This is a genomic window from Variovorax boronicumulans NBRC 103145, from assembly GCF_001591345.1.
GTDB lineage: Bacteria > Pseudomonadota > Gammaproteobacteria > Burkholderiales > Burkholderiaceae_C > Variovorax > Variovorax boronicumulans.
In genome coordinates this window covers 19,499-38,452 of sequence record NZ_BCUS01000031.1, presented here as the reverse complement: position 1 = coordinate 38,452, position 18,954 = coordinate 19,499, and the positions used below count along the sequence as shown (strand labels likewise).

The window sequence follows — 18,954 nt, the reverse complement described above, 5'->3', positions numbered from 1 at the left end:
GGTGGCGGTTCGAAAAAGCTCTGTGCTTCAGCCACATGTCACGCCGCCAAGGCAGGTGCGGACGAGATCGACAACATTGCTGAGGTTGGTGTCCGTCACCAATGGCCGCAACTCGATGGCCAGCAGGATCGAGATCACGGCAATGACCAGCGCGTACTCCATCACTTGGGCGCCGCTCTCATCCCGCAAGAATGACTTGAACATGATGAGTACCTCGCTTTGTACTGGGCGGCGGCGGGCAACGGACAAGCCGGCCCCGCCACCGCCATAGCCATCGTTCCAATAGATGCGATTGCCGGGCTTAAGGGTTGCAGACGCCCATGTTGCCCTGGAGGCAAGCGGCCACGCGGTTAATGAAGGTTGTGAAATAACCTCCGGTGGTCAGGCCCTGCAGTGCAATGACCAGGGCGATCGACACGACTGCGATGATGAGCGCGTACTCGATCACTTGAGCACCATCCTCTTCCTTGACGAACGAGGACATGAAGTTGCCGGCACGGACAAAAAGTTGGTTCATTTTTTTCACCTTTGAATTGCAGTAAGAAAACAGAAAAATCTTGCATTGGTTCTTGGGTTGAGTGACTTCTATCTTTGCGTGGCAACTCCTTTCTGATCGAATTCAAGAATCGTTCGAGGGCCGCCTAACGACCCCCTCCGCCGTTATCTCCACCACCAATCCCGCCACCGATGTTGATGACGTTCACCGCCGGCGGCGGCGCCTTGTAGGACTTCTGGTACTGCACCATCGACTCCCGCGCCGCCCGGCCGTCCATGCCCGCCACCGGATTGCCGTCCTTGCCGGCATCGGGATTGATCGTCATCTTCCTTTTCGCGTCGCGCACCGCGTCGCCGAAGCGCGCGTCGTAGTTGGGAGTGACGTGGGAGCATCCGGTGCCCAGGAGCAGCGTCAATGCGAGAGTCGTCGACTTGATGAACATGGTGATGCTCCTCACTGGGTATTGGTGGCCGGTGCGGCCGGTGCCGGGGTGGCGCTTTCGAGGCTGCCGTTCAGATAAACCTCCGCACGGCTGGGAACGACGTGGTTGTCGGTCGGCAGGCGAGGCGACTCGGCCAGCGGCCGGACCAGGCGGGGCGTGATCACGAACATCAGCTCGGTCTGGTCGTTCTGGAACTCCGTGCTGCGGAACAACGCCCCCATCACCGGCACTTCGCCCAATCCGGGATAGCGCTTGATGGACTCCGTGACGTTGCTCTTGATGAGCCCCGCGATGACGAAGCTCTGCCCGTCGTTGAGTTGCACGGTGGTGTCGGCACGGCGCACCGTGAGCGATGGCAGCACGGCGGTCACGCCGCCGATGGTGGTGAAAGGCGAGCCGGTTTGCGACAGGTCCGACACCTCCGAGACCATCTTGAGGTTGACGCGGCCGCCGTTGAGCACGGTCGGGGTGAACTTGACCCCGATACCGAACTCCTTTTCTTCCAGCGTGATGTTCGTGCCATTGCCGCTGGAGGAGCTCTGCGCCACCGGAATGAAGATCTTGCCGCCCGACAGGAAGCTCGCCTGCTGGCCGCTGATGGCCATGATGTTGGGCTCCGCCAGGATGCGCACCAGGCCGTCGTCCTTCTGGCCGTCGATGGAGATCGACGTGCGACCGATCCTCAACGCCTCGATCAGGCCGCCACCGCCGCTCAGGAAATTGGAGATCAGCGAATAGCTGTTGAGACCACCGTTGCCGGAGCGGGCCAGCCCGACGCGTGCGCCAAGGCGGTCCAGCAAGTTCTTGCTGATCTCGGCGATCTTCACTTCGAGCATGACCTGCTGTGGCGCAGTGACACGCAGCAGGTTCACCACCTTCTTGCCGTCGGCGCCGTAGGCCGAGGCCAGACTCATCACGTCATCGAGCTTGAGCGCGTCGCTGATCTCGCCGGTGAGCACGATGGATTTTTCTGCGCTGCGCACCCGGATGCGGCTCTCTTCCGGCATCAGCTCCGCCAGCTTGGACTGCAGCGCCCCGGGGTCGACGGTAACGACCACATCCTTGATGTAGCAGGTGCCGTCGGCACTTTGCAGCACCACGTTCATCGAGCCGGCCTGGCGGCCGCGGAAGAACAGGTCGGTCGGACTCAGCAGCGTGACCTCGATGTCAGCTACGCCGTCGCCCACGTTCGCATTGGGCGCTGGCATCGCTGCCCCGGGCTGCGCCGGCGCTGCTGGCGCAGCCGCCCGGCCCTGCGGCTGTCCGCCGAACACGATGCGCACCACGCGCGCCTTCAACGGAATGACCACCGACTTGCCGAGCACGGCATAGGTCGGCTCGGAGTCCGGAATGATGGCGGTGCAGCGCCGGCTGGCCGGGGCTGCGGGTGCTGCCGCAACAGTTGCTGCTGCAGCGGTTGCAGCAGGCGCAGGCATGGCGACGGCCGTGGCCGGGGCGGCTGCCACGACCTCCGCGGCCATGGCGGGGGTCGCCACTGTCGCGAGGGTCGCCAGCAGACGGGCGATGGTTGTTGTGAGTGGGCGCACTTGGTGTTCCTCCTGATGGACGATCAGAAACAGGTGACCGAACGGGCGGCGCTCTGGATCACCTCCACGCATTCGGTGGCTCGCGGCGTGGCGGGACCTGCCAGCCGCACCCGCGGGTGGGCCGGAGCCGCCGCGGTGGAGACCGGCACGATGTCCTTCTTCTCGCCGAACAGCTGCCCCTTGGTGATGCCCAGGGTGGCGACCGTGGTCTTGTCCATCTGGTTGCGCAGCACGAGGGACAGGGTGCCCACGCTGCGTGCCAGGTCGAGCTTCTCGGAGTCTTCGAGCGAAAGCTCGAGCGTCACCGCGCTCACGACCTTCGGCTTGGTGTCGTCGCGGTTGGCCTCCTGGGCCACCGCCAGCACCAGCACCTTCTCGAGCACGGTCTTGCTGATCTGCAGCGCGTCTTCGCCACGCCCTTTGTCCTGCTGGGCGTTGACCATCACGTCGACGTAGTTGCCCGGCAGCGCGAAGCCCGCCACGCCGACGACGTCGTTGACGCGCACCGTCATGGCCCGCTTGCCGCTGGCGATCACTGCCGACAGCCCGCCCTGCGTGCCCACCGGCGCCAGCTTGCCCTCCATGAGCGCTTCGCCGCGCAGCACGCCGACCTTCACCACGCGGTCGTTCAGCGCCTTGATGTCGCTGAAGGAGCCGTTCGGCACCGAGCCGCTGGGCCAGTCGACCGTGGACAGCATCTGCGCGTTGACGCGGCTGCCCAGGTCGATGTCGACGGCGGCCACCACGACCTTGTTGGACGCGATGCCACTTTGTCGGGAGATCCAGCCGGTCGCGTAGACCGCAGCCGCCAGCCCGAACAGCAGGGCCAGAAAGATCAGCCCGATCGCCTTGATGTTCTTCATACGAACCTCCGCCAGGGGTGAAACATGTAGGAGCTAGACAAAGCCCAGCTGGTGCGCCAGCACTTGGACCACCGTGCCCGCCGCGATGCAGACGCCGTAGGGCAACTTGCCAACGGACTGGCTCGCCTGCAGGCGCCCGTCGGGCCGCATGCCTGCGATGGTGGAAATGACCATGCCCTGCGCTGTGGCCTTGACGTTGCCAAGCATGTGGACCAGGCGGCGGCGATGGATCGCGAAGGCCAGCGCCGCGACGCCGCCCGCGATGAAAGTGAAGAGCAAGGCCATCAGCGTCTGCTGGGGCCCCAGGAAGGCCCCGGTCATCGCCATCAGCTTGACGTCGCCGGCGCCCATGATCCCGAGCGCATAGAACGGCAGCATCGCGGCGAAGCCCACGGCCAGGCCACCGAATGCACTCGCCGCGCCCGACGCCGGCGTGCGTGCCGCCATCGTTCCGTAGATAAGGGCGAAGCACGCGCCGCCGAAGGTCAGCCAGTTGGGAATGCGATAAGAGCGCCAGTCGCTGACAGCCGCCACGCCGAGCAGCGCGAAGAGCGCCAGCATGCGGATGTCGGTGGCCAGCATCGCGAGCAGTTCGAGAACAGCGTTGAATTCCTGCATGGCGGGCTCCCCGTGTTCAGGCACTGCGCCGCAGGGCGAGCACCAGCAAAATGGCCACGACCATCACCAGCGCACCGATCAGCGCAACCTCCATGAACGACATGCCGGCGTCTTCGCGCAGCAGGCTCAGGGCGGTTCTCGGCAGAACTTCGAGCGGTTCCATGCGGTGTCCCCGGTGGTCGTGGCCGGCCGAAACCGCTGGCCTTCCCGGTGTGGGAAGAAGCGTTCGGCATGGGGATGACTGTAGGAATCGCACCGCCTTCGCACATGAGCGGAGCGCCCTTTTCTGGGGGAGTCAGGTGTCCCGCGACGGCACGGGGACAGGCATGACAAAACGCCTACCCCGCAGGGCAGGCGAAAGCGCAGGCGCGCTTCAGATCACCTGCGCGTCGCGCAGCGCCGCGAGCTGCGCCTCGCCCAGGCCCAGCCCGCCATACACCTCGGCGTTGTGCTGCCCCGTGCGCGGCCCCGTGGCGGCCGGCCGCACGCCTTCGCGCCCCACGAAGCGCGGCACCGCCGCCGGTGCCGGCACGGTGCCGAACTGTTCGTCGGGCACGTCGATGAAGGCGCCGCGTGCCTGCATGTGGGGGTCGGCGCGCAGGTCGGCGATCGAATACACCTTGCTGTAGGGCACGTCTTCGCGGTCCAGCCGCGCGGCCAGGTCCGCGAATGGCAGGCTGGCGCACCAGTCGGCCAGGATGCGGTCCAGCGCCTCGAGGTGGCGGATGCGCGCGGCGTTGTCGGCAAAGCGTGCGTCGGCGAGCAGGTCTTCTCGGTCGATCGCGCGGCAGATGCGCGCGAAGATCGGCCCGCCCGTGCCCACCAGCGTGAACCACACGCCGTCGAGCGCGCGGAACACGTTGGACGGCGCGGTGTAGGTAGCGCGCGAGCCGGTTCTTTCGCGCACCACGCCTCCGATGCGGTGCTCGGCCGCCAGCGGATCGAGCAGGCGCGACATCGCCTCGGTGGCCGAAAGGTCGATCTCGGCGCCCCGCTGCTGCGCGCGCGGCAATGCATTGCGCTCGGCCAACGCGGTGCTGATGGCGAAGGCGCCGAACAACCCGGCCACCACGTCGCCCAGCGGATAGTTCATGTGCTGCGGCGGACCATCGGGCTCGCCGGTCAGGTGCGTGAAGCCGCTCATCGCTTCGAAGATGCGGGCAAAGCCCGGTCGGCGCGCATACGGGCCGGTCTGGCCGAAGCCCGTGAGGCGCAGCACGATGAGGCGCGGGTTGGCCGCGTGCAGCGTGGCGATGTCCAGACCCCACGCATCGAGCGTGCCGGTGCGGAAGTTCTCCACCAGCACGTCGAAGCCGGCGATGAGCCGCAAGAACAGCGCGCGGCCCTCGGGCTTGCGCACGTCCAGCGAGATGCCCTTCTTGCCGCGGTTCGCGGTCTTCCAGAACAGCGGATGGCCCTCGTGCACCGGCGTGAGCCCGCGCAGCGGATCGCCGCCGCCCGGCAGCTCGAGCTTGACGACGTCGGCGCCCATGTCGCCGCACAGCGTGGCCGAGAACGGCGCGGCGAGCACGGTCGCCATGTCGAGAATGCGCACCCCGTGCAGGGGTGCGTGGTCGGCAGGCTGGCCCATCAGTTGCCCTTCAGGTCGACGCGCTTGAGCACGGGGTCCCACAGCTTGCGGTCGGCGGCGATGCGCTGGCCGTAGGCGGGCAGCGACGGATCGAGCGCGGCCGCGCCCAGCTTGGCCAGCTTGTCCTTCACCGCGGGCAAGGCCTTGGCCAGTGCCGCGCGCAATGGGCGCATCACGGCATCGGGCGTGCCCTTGGGCGCGACGATGCCCACCCACAGGCCGCTGTCGAAGCCCTGCAGGCCCAGTTCGGCGAAGGTGGGCACGTCGGGCGCCGAGGGCGAGCGCGTGCGGCCGGTCTGCGCCAGGATGCGGATCTGCCCGCTGCTCATGTAGGGCAGCGTGCCGCCGAGGTTGTTGCACATCACCGGGATGTGGCCGGCGATCAGGTCGTTCACCGCCGGCGCGTTCCCCTTGTAGGGCACGTGCTGCATCTTGATGCCGGCCTGGTGGTTGATCATTTCGCACACCAGATGCGACGGCGTGCTCGGGCCCGCGGAGCCGAAGGCGAGCTGGCCCGGCTTGGCCTTGTCGGCGGCGATGAGCTCGGGCAGCTTCTGGTACGGCGTCTTCGCGTTGACCGCGATCACGTTCGGCAGATCGGCCACCAGGCCCACGGGCACGAAGTCGTCCACCGGGTTCCAGGTGAGGCCCTTGTGCACGTAGGGCAGGAAGATGTTGGTCAGGCCCGCCATGAGCAGCGTGTAGCCGTCGGGCGCGGACTTGGCTACGAGCTCGGAGCCGATGAGGCTGCCGGCGCCGGGCTTGTTCTCCACGATGACCGGCTGGCCCAGCGCATGGCCCAGCGCCAGCGCCACCTCGCGCGCCACCAGGTCGGTGCTGCCGCCGGCGGGGAAAGGCACGACCAGCTTCACGGGGCGATCGGGGAAAGCAGCCATTGCCAGCGAGCCGGCCAGGCTGAGTACGAAGCCTGCGGCCACGTGCGAAATTTTCTTGATCAAGGATGTCATCGTCAGTCTCCAGTTTCTCTGTGTGTTCAACGTGTCAGTGCGTGAGGAAGCGGCGCCCGAGCGTGGCGCGGTGCAGCTCGGAGGCGCCGTCGTAGATGCGAAACGGCCGCAGCTCGCGCACGATGAGAGCGATGGGCGCGTCTTCCGACATGCCCAGCGCACCGCACATCTGCGCCGCGCGGTCGGCCACGCGGTTCAGGGCCTCGGACACGAAGACCTTCGTCATCGCCGACTCGGTCTTCACCGACAGCCCCTCGTCCATGCGGCGCGCGCAGTCCAGGCTCATGAGCCGGCTGGCATGCAGGTCGATGTGACAGTCGGCCACCATCGCCTGGACCTGCTGCAGGTCGGCCAACCGCTCGCCGAACGATGTGCGCTCGCCCACGTAGGCCTGCGCGATCTCGAGCCCGCGCCGCGCGCGGCCCATGAGCCGCAGGCAGTGCGACAGGCGCGCGGGCTCCAGCCGCTGCTGCGCCGCCACGAAGCCCGAGCCCACCTCGCCCAGCACCGCGTCGGCGCCCACGCGGCAGGCGGTGAAGCACAGCTCGCCGTGGCCGCCGACGGCGAAGGGGTCGATGGCCTTGATGGCGCGCACCAGCGAAAGGCCCGGGTGTTCCATGTCCACGATGAACTGCGTGGGCCCCTCTTCCGTCTGCGCCAGCACGATGCAGAAGGCCGCGCCCACCGCCCCGGTGATGAACCACTTGTGGCCGTCGATGACCCAGCCATCACCCTCGCGCCGCGCAGTGGTGCGCAGCATCGACGGGTCGGAGCCTGCGCCGGGCGCCGGCTCGGTCATTGCGAAGCACGAGCGGATGCGGCCTTCGGCCAAGGGCCGCAGGTAGCGCTGCTGTTGCGCGGGCGTGCCCTGGCGCAGCAGGCTGATCATGTTGGGCTGGTCGGGCGCGGCGCAGTTGAGCGCGGCCGGGCCCAGGTAGCTGCGACCGGCCTCCTCGAACACCGCCGCGCGCTCGACCCACGACAGGCCCAGCCCGCCCTCCTCCACCGGCATCTGCGGCAGGTACAGGCCGATCTCGCGCGCGACCGGGCGCAGCTGCGACAGCGCCGCGTCCATCGCCCGCGGGTCGTGCACATGGGCATTCGATTCGAGCGGGATGCAATGCCGCTCGACGAAGTCGCGCACCCGTGCCGCGAGGTCCGTGCGCACGTTCATCGCATGCCCGCCTCGCGCAGCGCCAGCTTGGCGATGTTGAGCTGGTGGATCTGGCTCGTGCCCTCGTACAGGCGGAACAGGCGCACGTCGCGGTAGTAGCGCTCGATGGGGCTGAAGTCGGCCACGTAGCCCGAGCCACCGAACATCTGCACCGCGCGGTCGGCCACGCGGCCACACATCTCCGACGCGAAGTACTTGCACATCGAGGCCGACATGGCCACGTCCTCGCCGCGATCGCGCGCACGCGCCGCCTCGAGGATCATCGCGCGCGCCGCGTAGATCTCGGTGCGGCTGTCGGCGATCATGGCCTGCACCAGCTGGAAGTCGGCCACCGCCTGGCCGAACTGATGGCGGCTGCTCGTGTGCGCCATGGCCAGGTCCAGCATGCGGATGGCCGGCCCCGTGCACAGCGCCGCCAGGTGCAGGCGCTGCTTGTTGAGCACCTTCATCACCGTCTGGAAGCCCATGCCCTCGCGCCCGCCGATGAGCTGGTCGGCATGCACGCGGCATTCGTCGAAATGCACGTCCGACACGAACGAGCCGGCCTGGCCCATCATGCGGTAGGGCGCGCCCGTCGTCAGGCCCGGCCCGCGCTCGACCAGGAACGCGGACACCCCCTTGCTGCCCTTCGAGCCGTCTTCGGTGCGGGCGATGACGGTGAACACATCGGCCACCGGCGCGTTGGTGATGAAGCGCTTGCTGCCGTTGAGCACGTAGTGGTCGCCCTCGCGGCGCGCGGTGGTCTGCACGTTGCTCGCCTCCGAGCCCGCTTCGGGCTCGGTGAGCGCGAGGCAGCCCGTGAGCTCGCCCGTCGCCATGCGCGGCAGCCAGCGCTGCTTCTGCGCCTCGGTGCCGTCGGCCACCAGCGCTTCGGAGCCGATGCCCGTGTTGGTGCCCACGCGGGCGCGCAGCGCCACCGACGACTGCGACAGCTCCATCGCGCACAACACCAGTTCCTCGGTCGTGAGGCCCAGGCCGCCGTACGCCTCGGGAATGCTCCAGCCGAAGTAGCCCTTGCGCCGCAGCTCGTCGACCACGTCGGGCGGGATGTCGTTGTCGCGGCTGACCTGGTCTTCCAGCGGATGCCAGCGTTCGCGAACGAAGGCGCGGATGTCGGCCCGCAGGGCCTCGAAGTGGGGGATGTCTCGGATCATGGTGGCCGCGACTGTAGGAAGCAGGTCCACAATTGCTGGCACCGAATTTCAATCATTGAAACTGCGATTCACATCCATGCCCCGCCCTGTCCAGAATCGCCGCCAGCCCATGAAGCATTCCGACGACCTGCGCCGGGTGCGGGACGAAGACCCGTACATCGCCGGCACCCTGGCCAAGGGCCTGCTCATCCTGCAGACCTTCGTGGGCGACCCGCGCGCGCACGCCAACAGCGAGTTCGCCGCCAAGCTGGGCCTGTCGCGCCCCACCGTCTCGCGCCTGTGCCGCACCCTGCTGACCATGGGCTTCCTGGACCACGACGAACGCCTGGACCGCTACTTCATCGGCCCCGCCGCCGTGGCGCTGTGCTACCCCTACGTCATCAACACGCCGATGCTGGCCCTGCTGCGCCCGGCCATGCAGCAGCTGGCCGACCGCATCGAAGGCGCGGTGTCGGTCGGCGTGACCAGCGACCTCGACGTGGTCTACCTGGAAACCTGCGCCCACGAGGGCGGCACCCTCAAGCGCCCCGGCGTGGGCGCCGTGCGCGGCATCGTCGAGACCGCCATGGGGCGTGCATGGCTCGCGCAGCTGCCTGCGGGTGAGCGCCAGGAGTTCCTGGCCCGCGTGAAGCACGAGCGGCCCGACGAGCACGCGCGTTGCCTCGAAGGCGTGCGCGAGAGCGTGGCGCACTACGGCAAGCGCGGCTTCGCCATCAACCTGGGCGATTCAGGCTTCGGCGTGCTTGCCGCGGGCGCCGCGGCGCGCATCCGCTACGGGCCGCGCCGTCTGCTGTTCAACTGCGCGGTGCCGGGGTTCCGCTGGAAGAAGGCGCAGCTGCTGGACACCATCGGGCCAGGGTTGATGCAGCTGGTGGAGGCGGCGGATCGGCAGTCGGGGTTGCGGTGAGGGGGCGTGGATTGCGGGACCGTGCGAAAGTACCCGAGAACTTCTTCCCCACCCCTCGCTTCGCCCTGACCTTTTGCGCGGCCTACACCCAGCCATTTCGCGAGCAGACCACCTTCTTTGCGCTGGGCGCGGTCCGTAATGTGTGGGTGATCCTCGCGCTGGAGCACTGCTCGGTGACGACCGTGCGGTTTCCGTTGGCCCGGGGGCGTGGCTGACTGTCAGCCGCGCGCGCGCCGGTAATGCATGGCGACCGCGCCGTTGCCAAGCGGGTTCGCCGAGACCAGCTCCAGCCGTCGCGTGTGAGGCAGCCCGCCCTCGTACAGGGTCGGGCCGTGGCCGGCGATCCTGGGGTGAACGAGGAACCTGTACTCGTCGATCAGATCCAGCCGGTCCAGTGCGGTCGCGAGCTTGCCGCTACCGAGGAGCACGCCGGCCGGGGTCGCGTCCTTGAGCTTCTGCACGCCCGAGCGCAAGTCGCCGGCGAGGTGGTGGCTGTGGCTCCACGGAAAGTCCGTTCGCGTCGACGACACGACGTACTTCGGCTTGATCTCCAGCTTGGCCGCCCATTCGCGCACCGCCGGCGGCGCCTCCACATCGCCACGGGCGACCGCCGGCCAGTAGCTCTCCATCATCTCGTAGGTGGTGCGGCCCCACAGCATCGCCCCACCCTCGTCCATGAGGCGGGTGAAGAAGGCGTGCGTCTCGTCGTCGGCGATGCCCTCCTGGTGGTCGACGCAGCCGTCCAGGGTGACGTTGAGGCTGAAGGTCAGAAGTCCCATGCGAGTCTCCTCCGGGTGGGGCGGCCTGCTGCTTTCGGTGCGCGGGGCGGCACCGTGAATGACCGTTCGTGGCCGCATGCAGGCCGCGTCAGACGGTAGCCGATGCCTCGCCAAAGAGGAAGCACAGAAACGCCAGGGACGACGGGCGGCAAGGCGCGAGCTTGTCGTCCTTGACCCGGCGCCACAGCTTCACAGCATGGCGTCGAGACAGATGCGCATCGCACATCACTCGCGCACGAGCCGGACCCCGAGGGGCATGGGCTGCGCCTCGCAAGAGATATCGCCCCCACCTCCCAGCACCCATCCTCCGATCCATGCACGGGCCTCCCGCGTCGCGGGGCCGGCGGTGCAGACGGTGGAGGACCGATACCCTTCGCGCAGCGGCTGCGTGCCGGACGCCGGGAAATCGGCGGCGGGGATGTCGAGCTTCTTGAACCAGCGCTCTGCGAGGCTGTTCACCTCCTTGATGGTGGGCAGGCGCCAACCCGGTTGTGTGCTGGCGTGCTGCAGGGCTTGCACATAGCGGTAGCGTCCGGCCGTTCCGGTGCAGCGCTGGCCGTTCCATACCTGCGGCTCGTCGCAGCGGCGCCACGCCAGACCGGTGTGGCTGTCTTCGACCACGCCGCCGGGCACGCCGCGCTCGTCGGACACTTCGCGCCAGCGTCCCGTCTCCGGCACTTCGGGGCCGCGCACCAGGCGAATGAACAACGGCTGCGGTTTTCTCTCCATCCTGCGGTTGCAGCTGTAGACGAACCCGAGCTTGAAGCTCACGCACCAGATGCGGGTCTCGTCGTCCGGCTCGGAGCTCAGGTAGTTGCCCGGCACGGTGTTGGGCAGCCATCGCGCATCGACGGCGGCCTGCTCGGCGGGCCATCGCCCCGTCCGTTCGTTGATCAGCTCCCCCAGATCGATCAGGCCGTGCAGCTCGGCCACCGTGGGCAGGCGCCAATCGGTGAAGCCGCACAGGCGCATCGCATTCACTCGCGCCACATAGGCCATGGCATCGCCCGGCCGCCCGTCGCCGTAGTAGGAATAGGCGTCGGTGTTGGCCCGGCTGCCGGGCGCTGGCTCGTTGTGCGGGCCATAGGTGTCGATCAGCCTGCCGGTGCCCGGCGGACCGGCCTGTGTCCTCATCCACGCCAGCTTGCCGCTGTCGGGCTTGCCCTCCCAGACCAGCCCGGACACCCGGTCGCGCACGCACGAGGTCAAGGGTTGGCCGGCCACCGCCTCGTAGTCGGGTGGGCCCGCGCGCAACATGCCGTCCTGCTTGGGGATCAAGGCCAGCGGTCCCGCGTCCGTGCAGGACCGAGGGGCGGATCTGCCGTCTTGCTGCAAGCCCAGGCACGTGCGCGCGCCGGTGGGTGGCACCTTCACTGTGGTCGGTCCGGTAGTGGCCGGTGGCGGCTGCGCAGCGGCGGGCGCGGCGGCCAGCCCCAGCAGGACGACCGCTGCGGCTGCCGCGCGAACCGCTGCTGCGGACGTGCAGATCGTGGTGGTGTGGAAACGGATTCGCGTGCTACCCAAGCAAACGTCCCTCAGCTGCTGCGAGCGTCTTCAACATCGTCGGCCCAACCGTCCCCGGCGAACGGCCGGTCGTGGCTGATGGTACCCATCGCACGGGTTCTTCGAGTGCCGGCCACCCGACCTTGCACCGCCCGTAACAGATCCCGGCCAGTGGCGCAGCATCGTGGCCATGGGGCGAGCGCTCCAATGGCGCACCACAGAAAGTGCGAATCCACGAGCGATGTTCGAAGCTTTTCGCTCCCCGCCGAACGCGCCATGCCCGTCCAGGAACATATTTAGTAACATTCAATTCCGAACTGGCATCAACACAAAATCACCGAGCAAGAGCCGGTTCCGGGCTGGAGGTTCTCAAGATGGATGAGGCATGGAGGGAGGCACTGCGGGATGCACGGACTGTCCGCAGTCCCGATGCATGGGGGAGCTTGCTGTGCGTATAGAGCCGACACTGGGTAGCTCCAGCGATTGGCAAGCATTGGCGCCAAGCTCCACCGCTGTCAATGCCGCAATGGATCAGGCATCGCTGTACGCGGCGGCCGTCGGCCCTCACAACCAAGCGCACTACGTTGCCAAGTTCAGGGCCTTCGACCGGACAAGCGGTCCGTATCTTGGCTGGCACTGGCCCGCCTTTTTCCTGACTGTCTATTGGCTGCTCTATCGCAAGCTCTGGTGGCATGCCCTGGGGTACTTCGCCGCGCCGTATGTACTCCTGGCCATGGCTGCGATGCTGGTACCGATGGTGGGGGCGGATTGGGCGGCAATGGTGGGTCTGGGATTTCTCGCCTTGCTCTTCGTCGTCCCCGCGCTGCTCGGGGATGGGATCTACTACCGGCGTTGCCGCCAGCTCATCGAGCAGGCACGCACTGAATCCTCGGATGCGCGCGCGCAACTCGCCTACCTGAACAAAGCGGGCGGTACCAGCAAGGTGATTGTGGTGCTGTTCTATGTTCTCTTCGTCCCCGCGCTCATAGGCATGCTGGCGGCGATAGCATTGCCCGCATATCAGGACTACACGGTACGTACCAGGCTTCACGAAGCCCTCGTGCAAGCCAAGACCGCCAGCGCGGCGGTGGAGCGTTTCCACACCCGCAATCGCCGCATCCCCATCGACTTCGCAGAAGCGGGTTTTTCGGCATCGCCAACGCCCCACATGCGAGAGATGCGAGTGGACACCCGCAGCGGCGTCATCACCGTCGTGATGAACACCAGCGTAGTTGCGGGGCGCTCCTTCCTCCTCATTCCAAGGACCACTGCCGATGGCGTCGTCACTTGGACCTGCAGGTCAGAGGACATCCCCGTGCATCTGCTGCCTCGGGAGTGCCGCTAGTGCGGACGACTCGTTTACAGCTGGCCTGCTCGCTGGGCCACTGAATGGCTGGCGATCTTTCATCCCTTGATTCCCCCCCTTGAAAATGACACCACAACAAGTTGTAGGTTTGGCTTGCCGTCTTTTCTCGATCTGGCTGGCCGTTTCGGCGTTCCAGGCATACGCCATCGCGCAGGCATTGAAGTCAAGCGGGCCCGGAGCGCCGACATGGGTGCCCTACCTGATCGCAGGCGTGTACCTGCTGGCAGCCTTGGTGAGCTGGTTCCTGCCAATGTCAATCGCCCAGCGGATTCTTCCGCGCACTGCGGGCCAGGAGCGAATGACACTGCCCATCCTTCAGGTCGTTCCCGTGGCTTGCATCGCTCTCGGTCTCGTGGTCATCGCGTTTCGTGGGCTGATGCCTGTCGCGAGCTACTTGTCGCTGTGCGCCCTCTGGATTGCAAGCGGGCAGCCGCTGACGACCATGGATGACTGGCGCCACGTTGACGGCTTGGTGGGCGTGCTGCAGTTGGCCGTGGGATGTCTGCTGGTCTTCAAGGCGCGAGCCCTCAGCTCTTTCATCCTTGCAGCGAACGGGTTGGTAGACCGAGAAGATCGACCATCGGAAGTGCAAGAAAAAACACCCACTTGAGCTTTCACAAGCTCTCGCTTCAAGGGCACGGAATGCCAGGACGAATGCGACCGAATTGGAATGCCAGATGAAAGCAGTCTCAGTACGAACACGTCGATGGGTCATGACCGCGCTTGCCGGCCTGGTACTTGTGGGGTGTTCGGCAACAGGTCCTCAGTTCAAGCCGGTGTCGCTTGGCCTTGACGAAGGCGCTGTGGTCTACGTCTACCGCAACGACCAGTTCAAGAATTCCGCAATGTCTGTCCCAGTGCTGGTCGACGAAAATCTCGTGGGCAAGCTGGCGAACTCCGGCTACCTCGCGATTCCAGTCACGCAAGGACAACACCTGGTCCGACTCGACCTCAAGGAGTACCGAGGTTTCGCTGGCGTTCCGCTCCAGGCCCAGCGCGGCGAATCGATCTACCTGCGATTGGATTCGTCGTACGTCGAATCGGGGGCGGTGGGCACCCGGTCGTTTCGCCTGACGCGATTGCCAGAGGCGCTTGCGAGCCCCGAGATCGCGCTGACCAAAGATTCGAAGTAACGAGGCGGCTTGCTCCGACACCAGAGCAGCGGAATTGCCGGCCCGGTCGTGACTCCGCGGAATCGGCGATGGGCAACGCGCTGCAAACAGACAGCTACTGACTCAACGAATCGAAAATGACGACGATGAACTCACATCCGCATCGCCGACCGCGAGTTCACGACGTTCGCCGTGGTCGCCTCAAATGGGGTGGCGATTGGTTGGCATGCGGAGTCCATCCATGTGCATCGAAGGCCCTTCGGGAGCTACCGGGAAGTAGCCCTCGGCCCCCACAGGAGGCATCCAATCAGTGGCACTCAACACCGGCCTCAGACCGTTGTTGTTCCAGCGCTGCGCGCTAAGCCCGGAACCAGATCCTGAGCGTCACGTACATCGCGTAGCCCAAGCCCAGGACACACCATGCGATGAAAAACATGTTGGCCCAGTACTCACCTGCATGCGCCGCCAGTGTGTAGACCTGCCCCACGCAGCCCTTTCCGACGCAGGGCACCTCGCCCCGGACCAGGGCGCGCAGCATGGCGAAGAAGAGGTAGCAGGTCACGCCAGCGGTCAGCAGGAATCCGACGGGCCCTACGAGCCCCTGGGTGAGTTCGCCCTTCTCATCGCGATAGCCCTTGCGCAGCAGGTTCTGTCCGTACCTGTACCAGGCGAATCCGAGCAGGAGCATCAGGGCGTAGTAGAGGAAGGCGCGCATGGGTCCTGTGATCGTCGGGGTGTGGCGGGGGTGAGTGCTTCGGCAAGGATCGTAGCCGAGCAACTTACGCTCGCCTCCCGCGCCCACTACCGCGCGCTTGCCACGATAGCGATACCCCGAATCTGCCCGGCGCTGGGTGCGTCCACCGGCTTCGCGTAGCGCGACGGCGCAAAGCGGTGCAGCAACACGGCCTCGCGCAGACGCGCCGCGTCCAGGTTCGCCAGCTTCACATGGCCGAAGCCGCGCACCGACAGCGGCAGCGCCGCGATGCGTGCGGCGGTCGGCTGGTTGTCGGGCGTCAGCGCGGTGGCCATCTCCTGCAGCAGGCGGTCGAAGTGCTCGATCAACGCGCGCTCGGTGCGGCGCTCCGCCGTGTGGCCGAACAGGTCGAAGGGCGTGCCGCGCAGGCGCTTGCCGTGGGCCAGCCACTTCATGGCCGGCAGCATCCATCCACCGAGGCGCACCTTGGCGGGTGCCTGTCCGTGCGCGGGGCGCGAGAGCAGTGGCGGCGCCATGTGGAACTCGAGCTTCAGATCGCCTTCGAACTGGTCCTTCAGCTTCTGCAGGAACGCACCATCGGTGTACAGGCGCGCGACCTCGTACTCGTCCTTGTAGCTCATGAGTTTCAAGAGGCTGCGCGCCGCGTTGCGCGTGAAGGGCAGGCTCGCATCGCCACCCGGCATTGCGGACTCGACCGCCTGCAGTGCGCGAATGCGCTGGTCGAAGCGCGCGGCCCACGCGGCGTTCTGGTAGCCGGTGAGATGGCGGCGCGCATCGGCGAGCAGCGTTTCCAGCGGGCGGTCGTCGACCTGGTGCGCCGCCGCCTCAACCGGTGCCGCGCGCAGCTGGTCGAGCGCCGCCGGGTCGCCCGCCGCGAGCCGCCCCAGCGAGAACGCCGACTGGTTCGCCGCCACGGCCACGCCGTTGAGTTCGATCGCGTGCATGAGCGCCTCGAGGCTCAGCGGCACGAGGCCGCGCTGCCACGCATAGCCGGTGGCCACGATGTTCGCGGCCAGCGTGTCGCCCAGAAACTCCTCGGCCAGGCTCTGCGCATCGAAGGTCTCGACCTGCTCTTCGCCCGCGACGAAGCGCATCTTCTCCAGCAGCAGGTCGACATGCAGGTCGGCATCGGGGTTGCGCAGCGACTCGGCCACCGGGATCTCGTGGATGTTCGCGAGCACGCGCGTGCGCCCGTGCCGCACGGTCTGCAGCGCGTCGGCCGAGGCGCCCACCACCACGTCGCACGCGAGGATGGCGTCGGCCTGCTGCGTGTCGATGCGCACCTGGTTCAGCCGCTCGGGCGTGTCGGCCAGTCGCACGAAGCTCAGCACCGAACCGCCCTTCTGCGCGAAGCCCATGAAGTCGAGCACGCTGGCCGACTTGGCCTCGAGGTGCGCGGCCATCGCGATGACCGCGCCCACCGTCACCACGCCCGTGCCGCCCACGCCGGTCACGAGCAGGTCGTACGGACCGGTCCATGCATGCGGCGCGGGATGCGCGAGCGCGCCCACGCGGTGCAGGAAGGCATCGCGCCCGGCCGCGAGCGCCCCGCTCTTGCGGCGCAGCTTGCCGCCGGTGACACCCACGAAGCTGGGGCAGAAGCCCTTGGCGCAGGAGTAGTCCTTGTTGCAGCTGGTCTGGTCGATCTTGCGCTTGCGGCCCATCGGTGTTTCGTGCGGCAGCACGGCCACGCAGTTGCTCTGCACGGTGCAGTCGCCGCAGCCTTCGCACACGGCCTCGTTGATGAACAGGCGCTTGGGCGGATCGGCCAGCTCGCCCTTCTTGCGGCGACGGCGCTTCTCGGCCGCGCAGGTCTGCTCGTAGATGAGCACGGTCACGCCGGGCATCTCGCGCAGGCGGCGCTGCACCTCGTCGAGCGCGGCGCGGTCGTGGAACTCGGTGCCCGCCGGAAACTTGTTCTTGATGGCGTCGTAGTGATGGATGGCATCGCTCACCACCACCACCTTGGTGACGCCTTCCGACTCCACCTGCCGCGCAATGGCGTCCACGCTGATGACGCCGTCGACCGGCTGGCCGCCCGTCATCGCAACCGCGTCGTTGAACAGGATCTTGTAGGTGAGCGTGGCCTTGGCCGCCACGGCCTGGCGGATCGCGAGGTAGCCCGAGTGGTAGTAGGTGCCGTCGCCCAGGTTCTGGAACACGTGCGGCGTCTTCGTGAACATGGCGTGCGAGATCCAGTCGACGCCCTCGCCGCCCATCTGGATCAGGCCCGCCGTGCTGCGGTCCATCCAGTTGGCCATGAAATGGCAGCCGATGCCCGCGCGCGCCGTCGAGCCCTCGGGAACCTTGGTGCTGGTGTTGTGCGGGCAGCCGGCGCAGAAGTACGGCAGGCGCTTGACCGCATCGCTCGCGTTGGCCAGCAGCTCGGGCGGCGTGAAGTCGCGCACGTGCTGCAGGTGATCGCCCAGGTCGTGGTTCTCCGGAAAGTGCGCAGCCAGCCAGTGCGCGACCAGCTCGATGAGGCGCGAGGGCCGCAGCTCGCCGAGCGCCGACACCAGCGGCTGGCCCGCGTGGTCGTGCTTGCCCACGAGCACGGGGCGCGCCTCGGGCGGCGCGTTGTAGAAGATGTCGCGCAACTGCGTCTCGACCACCGCGCCCTTCTCTTCCACGATGAGGATCTCGCCGAGCCCGCGCGCGAATTCCTTGAGGCGCGTCTGTTCGACCGGAAAGCTCAGGCCGATCTTGTACAGCCGCACACCGGCGCGCGCGAGCTGATCGGGCGAGAGTTCGAGCCGGCGCAGCACCTCCATCAGGTCGTGGTGCGCCTTGCCGCAGGTGACGATGCCCACCTTGGCATGCGGGCTCACGATGACGTGGCGGTCGATGCTGTTGCGTTGCGTGAAGGCGGCCACGGCCGCGAGCTTGTCTTCCAGCCGCGACTCGATGCGCAGCGACGGCAGGTCGGGCCAGCGGTAGTGCAGGCCGTCGGGCGGCGCGGCATGGCCGGTGGCGGCGCGCACGGCATCGGCGTCTTCCCAGGCGGCGACGCGCGCATTCACCGCATCGAGGTCCACCGTGCCCGCGCTCTCGACGATTTCGGACAGCGCCGCCATGCCCACCCACGCGCCCGAGTAGCGCGACAGCTCGTAGCCGTACAGGCCGAACTCCAGGTACTCGGCCACGCTCGCGGGCTGCATCACGGGCATGCGCCAGGCCATGAAGGCGTGGTCGCTCTGGTGCGGCATCGACGACGACACGCAGCCGTGGTCGTCGCCCGCCACCACCAGCACGCCGCCGTGCGGCGACGAGCCGTAGGCATTGCCGTGCTTGAGCGCATCGCCCGCGCGGTCCACGCCCGGGCCCTTGCCGTACCACATGGCGTACACGCCATCGACGGTGCGCTCGGGGTCGGATTCGACACGCTGCGTGCCCAGCACCTGCGTGGCCGCGAGTTCCTCGTTCACGGCAGGAACGAAGCGGATGCCGGTCTTCTTGAAGCGCTCGCCGGCCTTCCAGATGGCCTGGTCGACCATGCCCAGCGGCGAGCCGCGGTAGCCGCTGACGAAGCCCTGCGTGTGCAGGCCGCGCGCCGCGTCGCGCTGGCCCTGCATCGCCAGGATGCGGATCAGCGCCTGCGTGCCGGTGAGGAAGACCGAGCCGGCATCGGCCCAGAGGTTGTCGGAAAGTTGGTAGTCGGGCCGTCGGAGTGCGGTCGCTTCAAGTGGGGCGTTCATGCCCGGAATTGTTCTGCGCCCCCC

Annotated in this window: 19 protein-coding genes; 4 read left to right on the top strand and 15 right to left on the bottom strand. The window is 67.3% G+C overall.

Annotated features, from left to right (window positions below):
- Positions 1 to 27 precede the first annotated feature (27 nt).
- The 11 genes from VBO01S_RS11640 to VBO01S_RS11595 all read right to left on the bottom strand — a co-directional run bounded on the left by VBO01S_RS11640 (position 28) and on the right by VBO01S_RS11595 (position 8,853).
- On the bottom strand, positions 28 to 204 hold the full coding sequence (locus VBO01S_RS11640) for a Flp family type IVb pilin (protein WP_062474156.1): 177 nt from the start codon (positions 202 to 204) through the stop codon (positions 28 to 30).
- A gap of 97 nt (positions 205 to 301) precedes the next feature.
- A complete protein-coding gene (locus VBO01S_RS11635) occupies positions 302 to 517 on the bottom strand; it encodes a Flp family type IVb pilin (RefSeq protein ID WP_062474154.1) in 216 nt (71 codons plus the stop codon).
- Between the two features lie 124 nt (positions 518 to 641).
- Positions 642 to 938 carry a hypothetical protein gene (locus tag VBO01S_RS11630; RefSeq protein ID WP_062474152.1) on the bottom strand — a complete coding sequence of 99 codons (297 nt, stop codon included), beginning with the start codon at positions 936 to 938 and terminating at the stop codon, positions 642 to 644.
- An 11-nt stretch (positions 939 to 949) separates the two neighbouring features.
- Positions 950 to 2,419, bottom strand: a complete 1,470-nt coding sequence (locus VBO01S_RS11625) for a type II and III secretion system protein family protein (RefSeq protein WP_370680859.1) — start codon at positions 2,417 to 2,419, stop codon at positions 950 to 952.
- Between the two features lie 89 nt (positions 2,420 to 2,508).
- Positions 2,509 to 3,348 (bottom strand): Flp pilus assembly protein CpaB, encoded by an 840-nt coding sequence (gene cpaB / locus VBO01S_RS11620; RefSeq protein ID WP_062474148.1) that lies wholly within the window; start codon positions 3,346 to 3,348, stop codon positions 2,509 to 2,511.
- A gap of 33 nt (positions 3,349 to 3,381) precedes the next feature.
- Positions 3,382 to 3,966: an A24 family peptidase gene (locus VBO01S_RS11615; RefSeq protein ID WP_062474146.1), complete on the bottom strand. Its 585-nt coding sequence runs from the start codon at positions 3,964 to 3,966 to the stop codon at positions 3,382 to 3,384.
- A gap of 16 nt (positions 3,967 to 3,982) precedes the next feature.
- Positions 3,983 to 4,129 carry a hypothetical protein gene (locus VBO01S_RS32650; protein ID WP_167395048.1) on the bottom strand — a complete coding sequence of 49 codons (147 nt, stop codon included), beginning with the start codon at positions 4,127 to 4,129 and terminating at the stop codon, positions 3,983 to 3,985.
- A 210-nt stretch (positions 4,130 to 4,339) separates the two neighbouring features.
- Positions 4,340 to 5,557 carry a CaiB/BaiF CoA transferase family protein gene (locus VBO01S_RS11610; RefSeq protein ID WP_062474144.1) on the bottom strand — a complete coding sequence of 406 codons (1,218 nt, stop codon included), beginning with the start codon at positions 5,555 to 5,557 and terminating at the stop codon, positions 4,340 to 4,342.
- Positions 5,557 to 6,525, bottom strand: a complete 969-nt coding sequence (locus tag VBO01S_RS11605; protein WP_062474142.1) for a Bug family tripartite tricarboxylate transporter substrate binding protein — start codon at positions 6,523 to 6,525, stop codon at positions 5,557 to 5,559. The genes VBO01S_RS11610 and VBO01S_RS11605 overlap by 1 nt, the downstream gene beginning before the upstream one ends.
- Positions 6,526 to 6,559: 34 nt before the next feature.
- On the bottom strand, positions 6,560 to 7,699 hold the full coding sequence (locus tag VBO01S_RS11600; protein ID WP_062474140.1) for an acyl-CoA dehydrogenase family protein: 1,140 nt from the start codon (positions 7,697 to 7,699) through the stop codon (positions 6,560 to 6,562).
- Complete coding sequence (locus tag VBO01S_RS11595; protein ID WP_062474138.1) at positions 7,696 to 8,853, bottom strand: acyl-CoA dehydrogenase family protein; 1,158 nt, start codon at positions 8,851 to 8,853, stop codon at positions 7,696 to 7,698. The genes VBO01S_RS11600 and VBO01S_RS11595 overlap by 4 nt, the downstream gene beginning before the upstream one ends.
- Positions 8,854 to 8,962: 109 nt before the next feature.
- On the opposite strand from VBO01S_RS11595, the gene VBO01S_RS11590 reads away from it, so the two are divergent.
- A complete protein-coding gene (locus tag VBO01S_RS11590; protein ID WP_235944061.1) occupies positions 8,963 to 9,760 on the top strand; it encodes an IclR family transcriptional regulator in 798 nt (265 codons plus the stop codon).
- A gap of 218 nt (positions 9,761 to 9,978) precedes the next feature.
- On the opposite strand, the gene VBO01S_RS11580 is transcribed toward VBO01S_RS11590, so the two are convergent.
- Both VBO01S_RS11580 and VBO01S_RS11575 read right to left on the bottom strand, forming a co-directional pair.
- Complete coding sequence (locus tag VBO01S_RS11580; protein ID WP_062474132.1) at positions 9,979 to 10,539, bottom strand: dihydrofolate reductase family protein; 561 nt, start codon at positions 10,537 to 10,539, stop codon at positions 9,979 to 9,981.
- A gap of 225 nt (positions 10,540 to 10,764) precedes the next feature.
- Positions 10,765 to 11,817: a DUF1566 domain-containing protein gene (locus tag VBO01S_RS11575; protein ID WP_062474130.1), complete on the bottom strand. Its 1,053-nt coding sequence runs from the start codon at positions 11,815 to 11,817 to the stop codon at positions 10,765 to 10,767.
- 751 nt (positions 11,818 to 12,568) lie between these two features.
- Here VBO01S_RS11575 and VBO01S_RS11570 point away from each other — a divergent pair.
- The 3 genes from VBO01S_RS11570 to VBO01S_RS11560 all read left to right on the top strand — a co-directional run bounded on the left by VBO01S_RS11570 (position 12,569) and on the right by VBO01S_RS11560 (position 14,541).
- The gene (locus tag VBO01S_RS11570; RefSeq protein ID WP_062474128.1) at positions 12,569 to 13,387 is read left to right on the top strand and encodes a pilin; all 819 of its coding nucleotides are present in this window, start codon (positions 12,569 to 12,571) and stop codon (positions 13,385 to 13,387) included.
- A gap of 85 nt (positions 13,388 to 13,472) precedes the next feature.
- Positions 13,473 to 14,018 (top strand): hypothetical protein, encoded by a 546-nt coding sequence (locus VBO01S_RS11565; protein ID WP_062474123.1) that lies wholly within the window; start codon positions 13,473 to 13,475, stop codon positions 14,016 to 14,018.
- 103 nt (positions 14,019 to 14,121) lie between these two features.
- The gene (locus tag VBO01S_RS11560) at positions 14,122 to 14,541 is read left to right on the top strand and encodes a DUF2846 domain-containing protein (protein ID WP_062474121.1); all 420 of its coding nucleotides are present in this window, start codon (positions 14,122 to 14,124) and stop codon (positions 14,539 to 14,541) included.
- A gap of 337 nt (positions 14,542 to 14,878) precedes the next feature.
- On the opposite strand, the gene VBO01S_RS11555 is transcribed toward VBO01S_RS11560, so the two are convergent.
- Both VBO01S_RS11555 and VBO01S_RS11550 read right to left on the bottom strand, forming a co-directional pair.
- Entirely contained in the window at positions 14,879 to 15,235 is a 357-nt protein-coding gene (locus VBO01S_RS11555) for a hypothetical protein (RefSeq protein WP_062474119.1), read from the bottom strand.
- Between the two features lie 86 nt (positions 15,236 to 15,321).
- Positions 15,322 to 18,930, bottom strand: coding sequence for an indolepyruvate ferredoxin oxidoreductase family protein (locus tag VBO01S_RS11550; RefSeq protein ID WP_062474117.1), 3,609 nt, complete (start codon positions 18,928 to 18,930; stop codon positions 15,322 to 15,324).
- Positions 18,931 to 18,954 lie beyond the last annotated feature (24 nt).

Bases quoted from the DNA above. Each gene is read 5' to 3' on its own strand.
- VBO01S_RS11600 (WP_062474140.1), bottom strand. From the start codon at position 7,699: ATGAACGTGCGCACGGACCTCGCGGCACGGGTGCGCGACTTCGTCGAG.
- VBO01S_RS11595 (WP_062474138.1), bottom strand. From the start codon at position 8,853: ATGATCCGAGACATCCCCCACTTCGAGGCCCTGCGGGCCGACATCCGC.
- VBO01S_RS11605 (WP_062474142.1), bottom strand. From the start codon at position 6,525: ATGACATCCTTGATCAAGAAAATTTCGCACGTGGCCGCAGGCTTCGTA.
- VBO01S_RS11625 (WP_370680859.1), bottom strand. From the start codon at position 2,419: ATGGCCGCGGAGGTCGTGGCAGCCGCCCCGGCCACGGCCGTCGCCATG.
- VBO01S_RS11610 (WP_062474144.1), bottom strand. From the start codon at position 5,557: ATGGGCCAGCCTGCCGACCACGCACCCCTGCACGGGGTGCGCATTCTC.
- VBO01S_RS11565 (WP_062474123.1), top strand. From the start codon at position 13,473: ATGACACCACAACAAGTTGTAGGTTTGGCTTGCCGTCTTTTCTCGATC.
- VBO01S_RS11570 (WP_062474128.1), top strand. From the start codon at position 12,569: ATGGATCAGGCATCGCTGTACGCGGCGGCCGTCGGCCCTCACAACCAA.
- VBO01S_RS11550 (WP_062474117.1), bottom strand. From the start codon at position 18,930: ATGAACGCCCCACTTGAAGCGACCGCACTCCGACGGCCCGACTACCAA.
- VBO01S_RS11560 (WP_062474121.1), top strand. From the start codon at position 14,122: ATGACCGCGCTTGCCGGCCTGGTACTTGTGGGGTGTTCGGCAACAGGT.
- VBO01S_RS11615 (WP_062474146.1), bottom strand. From the start codon at position 3,966: ATGCAGGAATTCAACGCTGTTCTCGAACTGCTCGCGATGCTGGCCACC.
- VBO01S_RS11590 (WP_235944061.1), top strand. From the start codon at position 8,963: ATGAAGCATTCCGACGACCTGCGCCGGGTGCGGGACGAAGACCCGTAC.
- VBO01S_RS11580 (WP_062474132.1), bottom strand. From the start codon at position 10,539: ATGGGACTTCTGACCTTCAGCCTCAACGTCACCCTGGACGGCTGCGTC.
- VBO01S_RS11635 (WP_062474154.1), bottom strand. From the start codon at position 517: ATGAACCAACTTTTTGTCCGTGCCGGCAACTTCATGTCCTCGTTCGTC.
- VBO01S_RS32650 (WP_167395048.1), bottom strand. From the start codon at position 4,129: ATGGAACCGCTCGAAGTTCTGCCGAGAACCGCCCTGAGCCTGCTGCGC.
- VBO01S_RS11555 (WP_062474119.1), bottom strand. From the start codon at position 15,235: ATGCGCGCCTTCCTCTACTACGCCCTGATGCTCCTGCTCGGATTCGCC.
- VBO01S_RS11640 (WP_062474156.1), bottom strand. From the start codon at position 204: ATGTTCAAGTCATTCTTGCGGGATGAGAGCGGCGCCCAAGTGATGGAG.
- cpaB (WP_062474148.1), bottom strand. From the start codon at position 3,348: ATGAAGAACATCAAGGCGATCGGGCTGATCTTTCTGGCCCTGCTGTTC.
- VBO01S_RS11630 (WP_062474152.1), bottom strand. From the start codon at position 938: ATGTTCATCAAGTCGACGACTCTCGCATTGACGCTGCTCCTGGGCACC.